The 16,338-nt window shown below is 69.7% G+C and carries 15 protein-coding genes and 1 riboswitch; of the genes, 12 read left to right on the top strand and 3 right to left on the bottom strand.

Translation table 11 applies throughout. The annotated features are described in order from the left end of the window. The first annotated feature begins 38 nt into the window (after positions 1-38). A complete protein-coding gene (locus tag AC07YH_RS02425) occupies positions 39-2,018 on the top strand; it encodes a TonB-dependent receptor plug domain-containing protein (protein WP_494745419.1) in 1,980 nt (659 codons plus the stop codon). A 2-nt stretch (positions 2,019-2,020) separates the two neighbouring features. Continuing rightward, positions 2,021-3,490, top strand: a complete 1,470-nt coding sequence (locus AC07YH_RS02430) for a PepSY domain-containing protein (RefSeq protein ID WP_494745420.1) — start codon at positions 2,021-2,023, stop codon at positions 3,488-3,490. Here AC07YH_RS02430 and cobU read toward each other — a convergent pair. Then, positions 3,471-3,989, bottom strand: a complete 519-nt coding sequence (gene cobU, locus AC07YH_RS02435) for a bifunctional adenosylcobinamide kinase/adenosylcobinamide-phosphate guanylyltransferase (protein ID WP_494745421.1) — start codon at positions 3,987-3,989, stop codon at positions 3,471-3,473. The genes AC07YH_RS02430 and cobU overlap by 20 nt on opposite strands. Before the next feature lie 36 nt (positions 3,990-4,025). Further along, positions 4,026-4,215, top strand: a riboswitch (cobalamin riboswitch). Positions 4,216-4,347: 132 nt separating this feature from the next. On the opposite strand from cobU, the gene AC07YH_RS02440 reads away from it, so the two are divergent. The 10 genes from AC07YH_RS02440 (at position 4,348) to AC07YH_RS02485 (ending at position 14,555) form a co-directional block, all read left to right on the top strand. Next, positions 4,348-6,300 carry a TonB-dependent receptor plug domain-containing protein gene (locus tag AC07YH_RS02440; protein ID WP_494745422.1) on the top strand — a complete coding sequence of 651 codons (1,953 nt, stop codon included), beginning with the start codon at positions 4,348-4,350 and terminating at the stop codon, positions 6,298-6,300. A gap of 64 nt (positions 6,301-6,364) precedes the next feature. After that, on the top strand, positions 6,365-7,318 hold the full coding sequence (locus tag AC07YH_RS02445; RefSeq protein WP_494745423.1) for an aminotransferase class I/II-fold pyridoxal phosphate-dependent enzyme: 954 nt from the start codon (positions 6,365-6,367) through the stop codon (positions 7,316-7,318). Beyond that, positions 7,315-8,151, top strand: a complete 837-nt coding sequence (locus AC07YH_RS02450) for an ABC transporter substrate-binding protein (RefSeq protein ID WP_494745424.1) — start codon at positions 7,315-7,317, stop codon at positions 8,149-8,151. The genes AC07YH_RS02445 and AC07YH_RS02450 overlap by 4 nt, the downstream gene beginning before the upstream one ends. Next, complete coding sequence (locus tag AC07YH_RS02455) at positions 8,148-9,146, top strand: FecCD family ABC transporter permease (RefSeq protein WP_494745425.1); 999 nt, start codon at positions 8,148-8,150, stop codon at positions 9,144-9,146. Before AC07YH_RS02450 ends, AC07YH_RS02455 begins: the two co-directional genes overlap by 4 nt. After that, a complete protein-coding gene (locus AC07YH_RS02460; RefSeq protein WP_494745426.1) occupies positions 9,143-9,916 on the top strand; it encodes an ABC transporter ATP-binding protein in 774 nt (257 codons plus the stop codon). Before AC07YH_RS02455 ends, AC07YH_RS02460 begins: the two co-directional genes overlap by 4 nt. Then, the gene (cbiB, locus tag AC07YH_RS02465) at positions 9,906-10,847 is read left to right on the top strand and encodes an adenosylcobinamide-phosphate synthase CbiB (RefSeq protein WP_494745427.1); all 942 of its coding nucleotides are present in this window, start codon (positions 9,906-9,908) and stop codon (positions 10,845-10,847) included. The genes AC07YH_RS02460 and cbiB overlap by 11 nt, the downstream gene beginning before the upstream one ends. Beyond that, on the top strand, positions 10,835-12,295 hold the full coding sequence (locus tag AC07YH_RS02470; RefSeq protein WP_494745428.1) for a cobyric acid synthase: 1,461 nt from the start codon (positions 10,835-10,837) through the stop codon (positions 12,293-12,295). The genes cbiB and AC07YH_RS02470 overlap by 13 nt, the downstream gene beginning before the upstream one ends. Next, entirely contained in the window at positions 12,292-13,323 is a 1,032-nt protein-coding gene (gene cobT, locus AC07YH_RS02475; protein ID WP_494745429.1) for a nicotinate-nucleotide--dimethylbenzimidazole phosphoribosyltransferase, read from the top strand. The genes AC07YH_RS02470 and cobT overlap by 4 nt, the downstream gene beginning before the upstream one ends. A 3-nt stretch (positions 13,324-13,326) precedes the next feature. After that, the gene (gene cobS, locus AC07YH_RS02480; protein ID WP_494745430.1) at positions 13,327-14,082 is read left to right on the top strand and encodes an adenosylcobinamide-GDP ribazoletransferase; all 756 of its coding nucleotides are present in this window, start codon (positions 13,327-13,329) and stop codon (positions 14,080-14,082) included. Beyond that, positions 14,079-14,555: a tyrosine phosphatase family protein gene (locus tag AC07YH_RS02485; protein ID WP_494745431.1), complete on the top strand. Its 477-nt coding sequence runs from the start codon at positions 14,079-14,081 to the stop codon at positions 14,553-14,555. Before cobS ends, AC07YH_RS02485 begins: the two co-directional genes overlap by 4 nt. On the opposite strand, the gene AC07YH_RS02490 is transcribed toward AC07YH_RS02485, so the two are convergent. Together AC07YH_RS02490 and AC07YH_RS02495 are read right to left on the bottom strand one after the other, a co-directional pair. Beyond that, entirely contained in the window at positions 14,552-15,145 is a 594-nt protein-coding gene (locus AC07YH_RS02490; protein WP_494745432.1) for a DUF2939 domain-containing protein, read from the bottom strand. The two genes, AC07YH_RS02485 and AC07YH_RS02490, sit on opposite strands and share 4 nt — an antisense overlap. Before the next feature lie 48 nt (positions 15,146-15,193). Next, positions 15,194-16,252 (bottom strand): alginate lyase family protein, encoded by a 1,059-nt coding sequence (locus tag AC07YH_RS02495; RefSeq protein WP_494745433.1) that lies wholly within the window; start codon positions 16,250-16,252, stop codon positions 15,194-15,196. Between the last annotated feature and the right edge of the window lie 86 nt (positions 16,253-16,338).

The raw sequence follows: 16,338 nt of genomic DNA on the forward strand, positions 1-16,338 counted from the left end.
CTCTTCGCCATGTCGCACGGACGCACATGGGGGGCCTTATGCCTAAGACGATTTCGCACGCCGCCATCGCGGCGGCTCTACTGTTCCCGCTGGCCGCGCACGCCGCCGCCGACAACGATCCGGCCAACGCCATCGACCAGGTGGTGATCACCGCCAAGAGCCTGGAAGAAACCCTGCCTCAGGAGCTGTCGCGCTACGGCAGCGACGTGGCCATCGTCACCGCCGCGCAGATCAAGGACGGCGGCTTCGTCGATACCGTCCAGGCGCTGCAGACCCTGACGCCGGGCCTCTACATCGCGCCCAGCGCCGGCCCGTTCAGCTATGTCGACCTGTCGCTGCAGGGCTCGCGCACCCAGGACGTGCTGTGGACCGTCGATGGCGTGCGGATCAACAATCGCCTCTACAACTCGACCACGCCCGTCGACACCCTGCCGGCCAGCATGATCGAGCGCATCGAGGTGCTGAAAGGCGGGCAGGGGCTGTTCTACGGCACCCAGGCCTCGGCCGGCGTGATCAATGTCGTCACCCGCGCCTTCTCCGATACGACCAGCGGCGAGCTGACCATCGGCGGCGGTGAGAACAAGACCGTCCACGCCGACGGCTATGTCCGCGGCGCCTTTGGTCGCCACAAGTACGTCGTCTATGCCAACAAGGACGAGAGCGACGGCTTCGGGCAGTATGACGTCTTCCAGCCCAGCGCGACCGACCGCAAGCGCGGCTACGACGTCGTCACCCTGGGCGCCAAGTACGGCTTCGATTTCACGCCGGACCTGCGCCTGCAAGCCAACTGGCAGCACACCGACGCGCGCCTGGACAACCTGTCGCCGCGCCTGGTCCGCAAGAGCTACAACGACCGCGACGAGGACATCCTCAGCGCCCGCCTGGACTACACGCCCGACGGCCCGGCCCAGTTCTTCCTCAAGGGCTATCTGCACGACTGGGACACGACCTACGAGAACGTCCAGAACGGCGCGGCCGGCCCGGTCGTTGTCTATCCGGCCGGCACCTACTGGGGCTATCGCGACTACGGCGCCAGCGCGCTGGTGAAGCTGAACCTGAACAAGGGCTTCGAGTACGAGCTCGGCTACGACTTCCAGAACTTCAAGGGCCGCGACGAGGTGCTGCTGATCGAGGGCAAGACCGAGCAGGTCCATGCCGTGATCGCCCAGATCCGCACCACGCCGGACCTGATCCAGAACGCCCTGTTCACCGCCGGCGTCCGCTACAATCACGGCCAGGGTTCGGACACCACGGTGTGGACGCTCAGCGGCCGCTATGACGTGACGCCGTCGTTCTATGTCGAGGGCGTGGGCGGGACCTCGTTCCTGCTGCCCGACGCCGAGCAGCTGTTCGCCATCGACCCGGATTCCACCCACGGCAATCCGGACCTGAAGGCCGAACGCAGCAAGAACCTCAATGTCGCGGCCGGCGGCGTGCTGGGCGAGGCGGTGCGCTGGAAGCTGACCGGTTTCGCCCGCCGGATCGATAACCTGATCAGCGACGTCTACGACAACCCGGCCTATCCCGAAGGCCTCTATGTCAATGTCGCGGGCCAGGTGCGCGTCTCGGGCGCCGAGGCCGTGGTCCAGGCCCGGCTGAACGACGCCTTCAGCCTCAACGCCAGCTACACCCATACCAAGTCGCGCAACCAGGGCTCGGACCTGCAGCGCGACCGCACGCCGACCGACTTCGCCAAGGCCTCGCTGGACTTCGCCCCGACCGGCAAGCCGTACGGCGCGGATCTGTCGGCGACCTGGACCGGTGACGTCTGGCAGACGGTGTCGGGCTTTGGCCGCATCAACTATGGCGATGTCGTCGTGGTCGATCTGGCCGGGCACGTATTCCTGGACGGCGCGGCGCGTCACCATCGCCTGGGGCTGCGGCTGCAGAACCTGTTCGACAAGGACTACGCCGCGCGTCTCGGCTCAGCGGCCAAGGACGGGTCGACCAGCCGCTTCCTCTACCGGAACCTCGGCGTGCCGCGCACCGCGAGCGTCCGCTACAGCTACGCGTTCTGATCATGGGGGCGACGTTCAACTGGCGGCCCGCCTGGAAGGTCGGCAAGCGCTGGCTGTGGTTCGTCCACCGCTGGCTGGGCGTCGCCGCCTGCCTGCTGTTCGTGCTGTGGTTCGTCTCCGGCCTGACCATGATGTACGTGCGTTTCCCACATCTCGAAGAGGCCGAGCGGGTCGCGCACAGCGCGCCGATCGACTGGGGCAGGGTGCGGCTGGGTCCGTCGGTGGCGGTCGACAAGGCCGGCGCCAAGGCGTTCCCGGCCGACCTGACCTTGTCGATGTGGGGTGGCGAGCCGGTCTATCGCGTGGTCGAAGGCCGCAAGCGCGTCGGGGTCTCGGCGGTCGACGGCCGGGTGCTTGGCGCGGTCGACGCCGAGCGGGCCAAGGCCGTGGTCGCGGCCGCCTGGCCCGAGGCTTCGCCGCGCTTCCTGCGCACGCTCGAACGCGACCAGTGGACCGTGGCCCAGAGCTACAACGCCGCGCGGCCGCTGCACTTGTTCGCGCTGAACGATGCGGCGGGGACGCAGGTCTATGTCGGATCCAAGGGCGGCGAGATCGTACTCGACACCAATCGAACCGAGCGGTTCTGGAACTGGCTGGGGACGGTGCCGCACTGGCTGTACTTCACCAGCCTGCGGGCCATGCCCCAGGCCTGGGCCCAGGTCGTGCTGTGGACCTCGGGGATAGGCATGGTCAGCGCCGTCACCGGCCTCTGGATCGGCCTGCTGCGCGTGCGGCTCAAACGTCGCTACGCCGGCGGGCGGATGTCGCCCTATCGCGGCTGGATGACCTGGCACCATCTGACGGGCCTGGTCGGCGGGCTCTTCGTCCTGACCTGGGTGTTCAGCGGCTGGATGTCGATGAACCCCAACGACTGGGGCGGGCCGGGCGACGCGGTGATGCTGGGCCGCAAGGCCTGGATGACCGCGCCGGCCGCGCCTTATCCGCTGGAAGCCGCAGCGTTGAAGGATCGCCACGGCGACCGGCTGGCGCGGTTCTACTGGCTGGGCGAGCGACCGCTGATGCTGGTCGACGATGGCGCGGCCAAGGCGGTGCTGGATCCGGCCAGCGGCCGCCGCGTGACCTTCACCGACGGCGAGCTGTTCTCCCGCGCTTCGACGCTCGTGCCGGGCGCGCATCTGGTCATGCGCGATCGCCTGACGCAGGACGACGCCTACTGGTACTCGCACCACGACAAGGCGCCGCTGCCGGTGTTGAGGGCCGGCTTCGATGATCCCGCCCGCAGCTGGTTCTATATCGACCCGACCAGCGGCCGGATGGTCGGTGTGGCCGACGACTCCCTGCGACTCTACCGCTGGACCTTCTCGGCGCTGCACAGCCTGGACTTCGGGTTCCTGCTAGCCCACCGGCCGTTATGGGACATCGTGGTCTGGCTGCTCAGCATCCTGGGTCTGATTATCTCGGTCAGCGGCGTGGTGATCGGCTGGCGGCGGATCACCAAGCCTGCGGCTTGAGGCGTAGCGGCAGGCCGGCGGCTATGAAATAGACCTCGTCCACGGCCTGCGCGAGCCGCTGGTGCAGCCGTCCCGCCTCGTCGCGGAAACGGCGGCCCAGCGGCGTCTCGGGCACGAGACCCAGGCCCACCTCGTTGCTGACCAGCCAGAGGCGGGCAGGGCAGGCGGCGACGGCTTCGACTAGCGCGGTCGCCGCCGCGCCAACGTCACGCTCGCCCAGCATCAGGTTCGACAGCCACAGCGTGAGGCAGTCCACGACCGCTACGGCGTCGGCGGGGAGGGCGGCGATCGCTTCGGGGAGCGCCAGCGGGGCCTCGACCGTGGTCCACGATTCGCCGCGCTCGGCTTGGTGGCGGGCGATGCGCTCGGCCATCTCGTCGTCGAAGGCCTGCCCGGTGGCGATCAGCACTAGACGCCCACCGCTGGCGCTTTCCGCCGCCTTCTGGGCAAAGGCGCTCTTGCCGGAACGGGCCCCGCCCAGCACCAGGATCGACGTCATGGAAGCTCCACATTGACCGTGTGCGGCGCAGCATATAGGGCTGACCGCGCGTCAGGCTCCTCGAAAGAGGATTAAAAGGGAACGAGGTTCAAGACCTCGGCTGCCCCCGCAACTGTAAGCGGCGAGTTCTAGCGTCACATGCCACTGGGGTCCTCGGATCCTGGGAAGGCGGCGCCAAGAGCATAGACCCGTGAGCCAGGAGACCTGCCCGGCGCGGTCGTTCATCGGTTGGCCGGGGTGCGCCAAACGAACGGGTTTTCCCGAGAAACGGCAGTCCAGGACCGCGCGACGGTCCAGCGTACGCGTGAATTTGCGGGTGCGTCGGCTGGCGCGCGGATCGTTTCGAAGAGGAAGACCCATGATCCGAGCTTTTCTGAGCTCCACCGCTCTCGCTACCGTCCTCGTCGCCGGCGCCGCCATGGCCGACGAGCAGAAGGCCCCCGAGGCCGACGTCGCCGGTAAGGCCGGCGCCAACGGCGTCGCCGAGCTGGTGGTCACCGCCACCCGCACTGCCCAGCCCATCCAGAAGATCGGTCAGTCGGTCACCGTCCTGACCCAGGCCGCCATCGAGGCAAGCCAGGCGATCTCGGTCACCGAACTGCTGGCCCAGCAGCCGGGCGTCAGCTTCACCCGCAACGGCGGGCCGGGCACGACCACCAGCCTCAACATCCGCGGCGCCGAGACCCAGCACACGGTCGTGCTGATCGACGGCGTCAAGCTGAACGACCCGTCCTCGACGCAGGGCGGCTTCAACAGCGGCAACCTGCTGGTCGGCGACATCGCCCGCATCGAAATCCTGCGCGGCGCCCAGTCGACCCTGTGGGGCAGCCAGGCCATCGGCGGCGTGGTCAACATCGTCACCGCCGACCCGACCACGCCATTCGAGAGCTCGGTCGAGGCCGAAGCCGGCGCGCGCAAGACCGGCTACTTGCGGGCCGGCGTCGGCGGCGCCTCGGACAAGATCACCTGGCGCCTGGCCGGCGGCTACTACACCACCGACGGCTTCTCCTCGTACAAGGTCGGCAAGGAGAAGGACGGCTACCAGAACACCGGCGTCTCGGGCCGCGTCCGCGTGGCGCTGACCGACAACGTCTCGGCCGAGGTCCGCTCGGTCTATTCGAAGGGCAAGAACGACTTCGACGCCTTCAACGGCGACAGCGCCGAGTTCGCCCGCACCGAGGAACTGGTCGTCTACACCGGCCTGAACTTCGCCCTGCTGGACGGCCGCTGGAACAACCGCCTCGGCTACGCCTACACCGACACCGACCGCGAGAACCTGAACCCCGCGCGTCCGACCGGCCCGATCACCTTCGACGCCGCCGGCAAGAACAAGCGCGTCGAATACCAGGGGGTGTTCGCGATCTCGGACATCTGGACCGCCACCTTCGGCGGTGAGAGCGAGAAGTCGCGCATGCGCACCCGCTCGCCCACCCCGACCACGCAGAACGCCCCGTTCCGCACCGGCCGCGTCGGCGTCGACAGCGTCTACGGCCAACTGCAGGTCGAGCCGGTCCAGGGCCTGACCCTGACGGGCGGCCTGCGCTACGAGGACCACGACACCTATGGCAGCCACACCCTGGGCCAGGTCGCGGCCGCCTATGCGCTGAACGAGGGCAACACCGTCCTGCGCGCCAGCTTCGGTCAGGGCTTCCGCGCCCCGGGCCTTTACGAACTCTACAGCGAATACGGCAACACCAACCTGTCGCCGGAAGAGTTCGACAGCTGGGACGCCGGGATCGAGCAGCGCTTCTTCGGCGGCAAGGCCCGCGCCTCGGCCACCTGGTTCCACCGCGAGGCCGACAACGAGATCCGCTTCTTCTCGTGCGCCTCGGGCTCGACCGCGGCGCTGTGCAATCCGGGCGGGATGTTCCGCTTCGGCTATTACGACAACGTCCAGAAGACCAAGGCGCAGGGCGTCGAGCTGATCGGCGAGGTCAAGCCGACGACCGCCCTGACGATCACCGCCAACTACACCTACACCGACGCGGAATCGAACTCCGGGACCACCAAGGGCAAGCAGCTGACCCGTCGCCCGAAGAACATGGGCAACCTGTCGGCGACCTATGTCTGGCCGGTGAAGCTGTCGACCACGGTGGCGGTGCGTTACGTGGGCAAGACCTTCAACAACGACACCAACACCCAGGTGGTGAAGGGCTACACCCTGGTCGACCTGCGGGCGGCCTATCCGATCAATGAGACCCTGGAGGTCTTCGGCCGAGTCGAGAACGCCTTCGACAAGGACTACCAGACCATCCTCAACTACGGCACGCCGGGCCGTGGGGCCTTCCTGGGCCTGCGGGCGCGCTTTTAAGCCTATGAGGGCGTCGATACCCACCATCGGCGCCTTCCGGCACGGCGGCCGTCTCCGCGAGGCGATGGCCGCTTTTCCGGACGCGCCGCGTCCCTGGCTGGACCTGTCGACCGGGATCAATCCCGAGCCGTGGTCCGGCCAGCGGGCGCCGACCGACGCCCTGCGCCGGCTGCCGGACCCGCATGAGCTGGCCGAGCTCGAGGCCGTCGCCGCGCGCGCCTTCGGCGTCGCCGACGCCGGCCGCGTGGTCGCGACCTCGGGCGCGGAGGCGGCGCTGCGGCTGCTGCCCGGCCTGATCGGCGGCGGGGAGGTCGCGCTGTTGGCCCCGATCTATGGCGGTCATACCGAGAGTTGGTCGGCCTCGTCGCCCAGCCTGGCGGCATCGCTGGACGACCCGCGCGCCGTCAGCGCCGACGTGTTGGTGCTGGTCAATCCGAACAACCCCGACGGCCGCCGCATCGACCGCGAGACCCTGGCCGCCCTGGCCGCCGAGCGCTCTGACGCCGGCCGCTGGACCGTGGTCGACGAGTCCTTCGGCGAGGTTGCGCCCGAGCTCAGCGTCGCCGACTTGGAGATCGACCGGCTGGTGACCCTGCGCTCGTTCGGCAAGTTCTATGGCCTGCCGGGCGCGCGTCTCGGTTTCCTGATTGGAAACAAGGTCTTCGCGCGAGAATTTCGTGTCCTGCTCGGCGACTGGCCGGTCGGGGCCGACGCGCTGGCTATGGGCCTGGAAGCCTATGCCGACGATGCCTGGCGCACTCAGACCCGAACATGGCTGGCGACCCAGGCCGCCGCCATCGACGCCGCACTGGTCGAGGCGGGCCTGAAGCCGCTCGGCGGCTGCGATCTCTTCCGCTGGGTCGAGACGCCGGACGCCCACGGCCTGTTCACCCGGCTCTGCGCCCAGGGCGTGCTGACCCGGCCGTTCGCGGATCGCCCCGACCGACTTCGCATCGGCCTGCCTTCGCGCAATGAATTCAAACGCTTCAAGCGTGCTCTTCAGGCGGTGACGTCATGAACCGCCGCGAAGCCATCGCCGGCGCCCTAGCCATGACGGCGGGCGCGCCACTGCCAGCGCCCAAGCGCATCGTGTCGTTGAACAGCTGCCTGGACGCCATGCTGGTGCACCTGGCCGACCGCGGCCAGATCGCCGCCCTCAGCCACTACGCCCGCGAGGAACAGGGCTCGACCGTCGCGGCCCAAGCCAAGACGCTGCCCTACACCTGGGAAAGCGCCGAGGAGGTCATCGACCTGATGCCAGACCTCGTCCTGGCCAGCCAGCACTCGGCCTTGGCGACCCGCAATGCGCTGAAACGCCTGCACGTGCCGGTCCAGCGCTTCAAGGTGCCCAAGTCGGTCGACGAAAGCCTCGGCCAGGTCCGCAAGATGGCCAAGCTGATCGGCCATCCCGATCGCGGCGAGGCCCTGGTCGCGCGCATCGAGGCGGCGATCGCGGCGTCCAAACCCGCGTCCGGCGCGCGGCGGCTGACGGCGCTGATCTATCAGCCCAACGGCTTCGCCGCCGGCCCCGGCACTCTGGTCGACGAGATGATGGACCACGCCGGTTTCGACAATGTCGCCCGCCGCTTTGGCTTGCGGACCTGGGGCAATGTCGGGCTGGAGCGCCTGTTGGCCGACCCGCCGCAGGTGTTGCTGGTCGGCGTGCCGGGCCCGGGCGCGCGCAGCTGGGCCGACCGGGTCATGACCCATCCGGCCCTGAAATCGGTGTCAGGGCGGATGCGCCAGGTGCGCTTGCCCGAAAAGCTTCTCTATTGCGGTGGCCCGGTCCTGATCGAGACCGCCGCCGCCATGGCCCGGGCGCGAGCCCAAGCGTTGAAGGAGGGAGCATGAAGCTCCGGTCTCCCCAAATACAGCCATGGCTGATCTGTAGCGTCCTGTTGGCGCTATTGGTCGTGCTGTTCGGCGTCAGCCTGTGCGCCGGACGCGTCTGGGCGCCGTGGAGCGCCTGGACCTCCGGCGGCGCCGATCCGCGCTGGGCCATCGTCTTCGGCCTGCGCCTGCCGCGCACCATCCTGGCCATCCTGGTCGGCGGGGCGCTGGGCCTCTCCGGCGCGGCGCTGCAGGGCTACACCCGCAACCCGCTGGCCGATCCGGCGGCGCTGGGCGTCTCGACCTCGGCGGCGCTGGGCGCGGTGCTGACCCTCTATCTGGGCTCGGCGGGAGAAGCGACCTGGATCCTGCCGGCGGCCGCCATGGTCGGGGCGGGGCTGGGCGTGGCGGCGTTGCTGGGCTTGGCCGGCATCACTTCCAGCATCGTCACCTTCATCCTGGCCGGCTTCGTCATCCAGACCGTCTGCGGTTCGGCCATCGCCCTGGCGCTCAACCTGGCGCCCAACCCGTGGGCGGTGAACGAGATCGTCAACTGGCTGATGGGCTCGCTGGCCGACCGCAGCATCGACGAGGTCAAGCTGGCCGCGCCGGGCGTCATCGTCGGCGGCCTGCTGCTGCTGTCCCTGGGCCGGTCGCTGGACGCCCTGACCCTGGGCGAGCAGGGCGCGCGGTCGCTGGGCGTGGACCTCTCGCGCACGCGCTGGCTGATGCTGATCGGCGTCGCCGTGGCGGTCGGCTCCAGCGTGGCGGTGACCGGCGTCATCAGCTTCGTCGGCCTGATCACTCCGCACCTGCTGCGGCCGCTGCTGGGCTCCAAGCCCAGCGCGGTGCTGCTGCCGTCGTTCGTGGGCGGCGCGGTCATGACCCTGGCCGCCGACATCCTGGTCCGCATGACCCCGGCCGCCAGCGAGATCAAGCTGAGCGTCGCCATGGCCATTCTGGGCGGACCGTTCTTCCTGGCCATGCTGATCTCGATGCGACGGAGGCTGGCATGAGCCTGCACGCTGAGAACGTCACCCTGGCGCTGGGCGGCCGTCCAGTGCTGGCCGGGATCACCGCCGACTTCGCCCAAGGCGGCGTCATCGCCATCGTCGGCCCCAACGGCGCTGGCAAGTCGACCCTGCTGTCGTGCCTGGCGGGTCTGCTGAAACCCGACGGCGGCGCGGTAATGCTGGACAGCGCCGCCGTCGCGACCATGCCTGGCCGCCAACGCGCCGGCCGCATCGCCTTCCTGGCCCAGACGCCGGAGATCGCCTGGGACGTCGATGTGCGCACCTTCGTCGGCCTGGGACGAACGCCGCACATCGGGGCCTTCGGTCCCAGCGCCGAGGACCGCTCGGCGATCGAGACCGCCATCGCCGCCGCCGGCCTGGAAGCTTTTGTCGACCGCTCGGTGACGCGACTGTCGGGCGGCGAGCGGGCCCGCGCCCTGATCGCCCGGGGCCTGGCCGGCCAGACCGACTGGCTGCTGGCCGACGAGCCGTTGACCGGTCTCGACCCCGGCCACGCCCTGGACGCCCTGGCGCTGTTCCGCGGCATGGCTCACGACGAGGGCAAGGGCGTGATCGTCACTCTGCACGACCTGAACCTGGCCGCGCGCTTCGCCGACCGGGTGCTGGTGTTGAACGAGGGCCGTCTGGTGGTCGATAGCGCACCGGACACGGCCCTGACGCCGGAGACCCTGTCGGACGTCTACGGCGTCGTCGTCCGCCGTCACGCGGGCGAGGGCGGGCCGCTGATCGAAGTGCTGGGCCGTGCCGGCTAGTTCCTGGTCCGCCAGCCCCTGGATCGTCCTGGCGGCGGCCGGGGTCGAGGCCGTCGTCGGCTATCCCGACGCGCTGCATCGGCGCGCGCCGCATCCGGTGGTCTGGGTCGGGGCGTTGATCTCACTGCTGGAGCGGATGCTGAACCAGTCGGCGTTCGGCGAGCTGCTGCGGCGTCTGCTCGGCGGGATCACCCTTCTGAGCCTGGTGGCGGTCAGCGCCGCCGCCGGCTGGCTGATCACGCGCTATGGCGGGCCGTGGGCCGTCGTCGCGGTCGGCTGGCTGGGCCTGGCGCAGCGTAATCTCTGGGATCATGTGCGGGTGGTGGCCAAGCCGCTGGCCGCCGGCGACCTGGAGGGCGCGCGGGCCGCCGTCGGCATGATCGTCGGTCGCGACGTCGCCAAGCTCACCGAAGGCGACATCGCCACGGCGGCGATCGAGAGCCTGGCCGAGAGCTTTTGCGACGGCGTCGTCGCGCCGCTGTTCTGGTTCGTGGTCGGCGGCCTGCCGGGCCTCTTCGTCTACAAGGCCGTCAACACCGCCGACAGCATGATCGGCCATCGCGAGCCGCGCTGGCGGTCGTTTGGCTGGGCCTCGGCCCGATTCGACGACCTGTTGAACCTGATCCCGGCGCGGCTGGCGGGCGTCATCGTCGCCCTGGCCGGCGGTGGCGGCTGGAAGGTCATGCTGCGCGACGCCGGCAAGCACGCCTCGCCCAATGCCGGCTGGCCCGAGGCGGCCATGGCCGGGGCGCTGGGCGTGCGGCTGGGCGGTCCGGCTTGGTACGACGGGGCGCTGTCGCAGCGCCCGGTGCTGGGCGAGGGCAGGGCGCCGACCGCGGCCGACTTGGCGCGCGCGATGCGGATCTATCTGGTCGCGTGCGGGATCCTCTGGTTGATGCTCGCGGCAGGAGGCTTCGCATGGCCGCGTTGATGATCCAGGGCTGTGGCTCCGATGTCGGCAAGTCGGTGCTGGTGGCGGGGCTTTGCCGGCTGTTCGCCAATCGCGGCCTGCGGGTGCGGCCGTTCAAGCCGCAGAACATGTCCAACAATGCCGCCGTGACCGCCGACGGCGGCGAGATCGGTCGCGCCCAGGCGCTGCAGGCCATCGCCTGCCGCGTCGCCCCGACCGTCGACATGAACCCCGTGCTGCTGAAGCCCCAGAGCGATGTCGGCGCCCAGCTGGTGGTGCGCGGCCAGATGGCGGGAAACTGGAAGGCGCGCGGTTATCAGGAGCGCAAGGCCGCGCTGCTGGGCACGGTGATCGAGAGCTTCCGCACGCTGGAAGCCGAAAGCGACCTCGTCATCGTCGAGGGGGCCGGCAGTCCGGCCGAGATCAACCTTCGGGCCAACGACATCGCCAATATGGGCTTCGCGATCGCCGCCGATGTCCCCGTGGTGCTGGTCGGCGACATCGATCGCGGCCACGTCATCGCCGCCCTGGTCGGGGCCCACGCGGTGCTGGACGAGGCCGACCGGGCGATGATCCACGGCTTCCTGATCAACAAGTTCCGAGGCGATCCCAGCCTGTTCCAGGACGGCCGCGCCGAGATCGTCCGCCGCACGGGCTGGACCGACCTTGGCATGGCCCCCTGGCTGGCGGCGGCGCGACGGCTGCCGGCCGAGGACGCCGTGGTGCTGGACCGCGCCGCCTCCGCCGACGGCCGCAAGGTGCGGATCGTCGTGCCGATGCTGTCGCGCATCGCCAATTTCGATGAGTTCGACGCCCTGCGCACCGAGCCGGAGGTCGAGTTCGCTTTTGTGCCTCCCGGCACGGCTCTGCCGGGCGACGCGGACCTCGTCATCCTGCCGGGCACCAAGGCGACGCTGGCCGATCTGGCCTTCCTGCGCGCACAAGGCTGGGACATCGATCTGGCCGCGCACGTGAGGCGCGGCGGTCGGGTGCTGGGTGTCTGCGGCGGCTACCAGATGTTGGGCCAGCGGGTGTCTGATCCAGACGGCGTCGAGGGACCGCCGGACTCCGTCGAGGGGCTGGGCCTGCTGGACGTCGAGACGGTGATGACTGGCGACAAGACCTTGCGGCCGGTGTCCGGGACCCTGGCTGGCGGCGCCAGGTTCGAGGGCTACGAGATGCATGTCGGCCGCACGACGGGCGCGGTCTCGCCGATGCTGACTTTCGACGACGGCGTCACGGACGGCGCGGTCTCGGCCAACGGCTTGGTGCGCGGCGCCTATGTCCACGGCCTGTTCGACCGGGGCGAGGCGAGGGCGGCGCTGCTGGCCGAGCTGGGCGCGGTGTCCGACACGATCGACCAGGCCGTCCGTATCGACCAGGCATTGGACGAGATCGCCGCCGTCCTGGAACAGGCCTTCGATATCCCCGCCCTGGCCGCCATCGCCGGCCTGGAGACTTTCAAATGAACTTGCCGACTGTCCCGCCGATCGACCTCGCCCACGCGGCCGGCTTGCGCGCCCAGATCGATGGCAAGGCCAAGCCGCTGGGCGCCCTGGGCCGGGTCGAGGATCTGGCCGTGCGCCTGGGCCTGATCGCCGAAGGCGCGCCACCGGCCTTCGACCGCGCCCTGCTGCTGGTCTTCGCCGGCGACCACGGCCTGACCGCCGAGGGCGTCTCGGCCTATCCGTCCAGCGTCACCCAGGCCATGGTCGCGACCTTCCTGGCCGGCAAGGCCAGCGCCAACGCCTTCGCCCGCGCGGTCGGGGCCGAGCTGCGGGTCGTGGACGCGGGCGTGGACGCAGAGCTGCCGGCCCATCCCAGCTTGCTGGCAGCGAAGGTCCGGCGCGGGACTCGCAACGCCGCCGTCGAGCCGGCCCTGACGCCCGAAGAGGTCACCCAGGCGCTGGAGACCGGTGCGCGCATCGCCCGTGACGCGGTCGCCGAGGGCTTCGAGATTCTGGCCCTGGGCGAGATGGGCATCGGCAACACCGCCTCGGCGGCGCTGCTCATGCACCGCCTGGCGCCCGCGCCGCTGGTCGAATGCGTCGGGCGTGGCACGGGCCATGACGACGCCGGCCTGGCGCGCAAGCTGGCGACGTTGGAGCGGGCGGCGGTGCGGTCCGACGCGACCGCCCCCCTCGACGTGCTCGCCGAGTTCGGTGGGCTGGAGATCGCCATGATGGCTGGGGCCGTCATCGGCGCGGCCTCGGCGCGGGTCCCCGTGCTGGTCGACGGCTTCATCGCCTCGGCGGCGGCGCTGGCGGCGATCCGGCTGGTCCCGGCGGTCCAGGACTACTGCGTCTTCTGCCATCGCTCGGCCGAGCAAGGGCATCAGCGGATGCTCGCGGCGCTGGACGTCGAGCCGCTACTGGACCTGGGCCTGCGCCTGGGCGAGGGCACCGGCGCCCTGCTGGCCCTGCCGATCGTCCGCGCCGCCTCGCGCCTTTTGAGCGACGTCGCCAGCCTGGACGACGTGCTGAACGGGCGGCTCTAACGCATGGGCTTGCTCGCGCATCAGGTCCGGCTGCTGGTCTGCGCGGTCCAGTTCCTGACGCGCGCCCCGACCCCGGCGCTCAAGACCTTCGAGTCCGACTGGATCACCCGCTCGGCCCGCTATTTCCCGCTGGTCGGGCAGGGCGTCGGCGCAGTCTGCGCCGGCGTCCTGCTGGTCGGCGAGCGGCTATGGAGCGCACCGGTCGGGGCTGTGCTGGCCATCGCTGTAGGCCTCTTGATCACCGGCGCCTTCCACGAGGACGGCCTGGCCGACACCGCCGATGGCCTGGGCGGCGGCCAGACGCCGGCGCGGCGGCTGGAGATCATGAAGGACAGCCGGATCGGGACCTACGGCGCCTGCGCCCTGGTCTGTGTTCTGGCCCTGAAGGGCGCCGTGCTTGCGACGACACCGGCCGCCGCCGCCCTGCTGCTGGCCGCCCACGGCCTGGGCCGCGCCGCCGCCGTCACCGTCATGCGCCTGACGCCCTACGCCCCCAGTGGCGAGGCGGGCAAGTGGAAGCCCGTGCCGCAGGGCGTGCGGACCGGCGAGGTGCTAGTCGCGCTGCTGATCGCCGCCTGGCCGCTGATCCTGCTGCCGCCGGGCGCGGCCTTGGCCGGCCTGGCGGGCGGCGTTCTGCTGGCCGCCTTCGTCGCGCTGACCGCCAAGCGGCTGATCGGCGGCCATACCGGCGACGTGCTGGGCGCGGTCGAGCAGGTGTTCGAAGTCGGCTTCCTGCTCGGCGCGGCGGCGCTGGCATGAGACTGCTGGTCGGGCCGGTCACGGCGGTCGAACAGCTGGCGGGCGAGGCCGATCACGTCCTGTCGCTGATCTCGCCGGACGCGACGGCGCCGGCTGTGACGCAGTGTAGAACACTCTTGCGATTCAATGACATCACCGAGGAACGTGAAGGTCTCATCGCACCCTCGGCGGCGATGATCGAGACGATCCTGGCGCTGCGCGAAACACCCACGCTGCTGATCCACTGCTTCGCCGGCGTCAGCCGCTCGACGGCGGCGGCCTATGTCCTGGCCTGCGCGACGCGGCCCGGCGGGGAGCAGGCGCTGGCCGAAGAACTCCGCGCGCTCTGCCCGGAAGCCACGCCGAACGCCCTGATGGTCTCGCTGGCCGACACGATCCTGGACCGAGACGGCGCCATGAGCCGCGCCATCGCCGGCATCGGCCGGGGCGTCGAAGCCTACGAAGGGACCGTGATCGACTGGCGGCTGGCCTAGTCGAGGCCCGGCAGCTCGATCTTCACCAGCTTCCAGCCGAACACGCCGTGGCGCTTCAGGACCAGGCCGAACGGCTCCTGGTCCGCGTCCTTGCGGTCGCGATAGGTGGCGCGGAAGTGGTCGAGGTCCTGGTAGCCGTACTTCACCTCGACGCTCGACTTGTCCTTGGGCTTGGCCGCCACCTCGGGTTGGGGCTGCTCGATGACCGGACCGTCCGGCGTGGCGCTGATGCTCTTGGGCGGCTCGTTGGTCGCGACCATGGTGGCGATGGCGTCCGGTGTCGCATAGGTGTCGACCGCTTTGTCGACCACGCCGACCAGCAGCATCTGGCCGAAGGCCGCGAAGGGGTTGTCGCGCAGCTTGGGGTCTTCCTCGAACTTGCGGGTCATGCTGGCCTTGAGCTGCAGCTTCAGGCTTTCGCGCACGGCCGGGAAGTCCACGGCGCGCTCCAGCTTGGCCTTGTCGCCGGCCTTGGCCGCCTCGGTCAGGCTCTTCAGCGCGAAGATCGGCGAGGCCAGGTAGAAGCCCACCACCACGGCGACAAGCACGCCGATGCCGGCTGCGGTCAGGATACGGTTCGAGCGAGTCATCAAGTCCTCCCGCTGGCGATCAAGTCAGGCGGGAGGACCTGGGTCAACTTATGGCCGCGAAGACCGCAGGATCTCGGCCCACGGCGCCGGTTTCTTGCCGGTGCGCTTCACCAGGTCGTCCCGCAGGGGCAGGTACTTGGCGTCCAGCAGGCTGGCCAGGGTGTAGGTGCCCACGCCATTCGAGACGTCCCAGTCATGCGCCGCGTATTCCTTCTGGCCGGAATTGGCCCGGTCGCGGTCGAACTGAATCTTGGAATTGACGAACTCGCTGTGGGTCTTCTCGCCCTTCGCATAGGCCGCCAGCCAGTCCAGCGAGTTCGGCAGGCTGGAACCGCTGGCGCTCTTGAACGCGAACCAGTCCTCGCCGTGCGCCTGGGCCGACAAGGCGGCCATCATCAGCGGGTCGAGATTGTAGGTGACGTAGTGCAGGGCGTCGCGCTCGTGGAAGTCGAAGGTCGAGCCGTCCGCATAAAGATTGACGCCGATCTGCTTGCGGAACGTTTCGCGGGCCCGGGCGATCAGCTTGGCGTCGCCGGTCTGGTAGGCGGCCATGGTCGCCATCTTGATCCGGTGGCTCTGCCAGTTGGTGTTGGCGTTCTTGGGGCCGGCGTCCATGGCGTCCAGATAGCCGACCGCCATCTTGCGCCAGAAGGCGTCGATCTTGGCGCGGATGGGGGCGGGGAGGTCGGCGTCCGTCAGGTCGGTGGCCATGACCAGGGTGTCGAAGCCCGTCTCGTCGATCGGATTGAACGAGATCTGGTAGATGTCAGCCCAGTTCTCCAGATAGCGGCCCGTCGCCTCCAGGAACTTGCGATCGCCGGTCAGGCGGTAGGCGAGGGCGAAGTTCAGCACGATCGGCTGGTCCTCGCGGGCCTTGATGCTGATCTCGCGGATGCCCTTGCCGGGCAGGGTGCCTTCGGTGTGGGCGTGGGGGATGGCGCCGGGCGGGCGGTCCAGCGTGGCCGCAGCCCGGGAGACGATGGCGTCCTTGAGGGCAGGGGAGACGGCGCCCTTGCCGAAGGTCGGGCCCAGCAGGCCGTAGTCGGCGGCGTGCGCGGCGGGCGCGATGGCGATCAGGACGCCGGCGGCGAGCCATGCGGTCTTCATAGGAGCCTCCCAAACTTTACTCTTGGGAGCGAGATATCTGGCCAGTCTAATTATTGGTCAAGCCACTTTCGACCTTTTGGTCGGAC

The organism is Caulobacter sp. GW456-12-1-14-TSB4 (genome assembly GCF_059424195.1).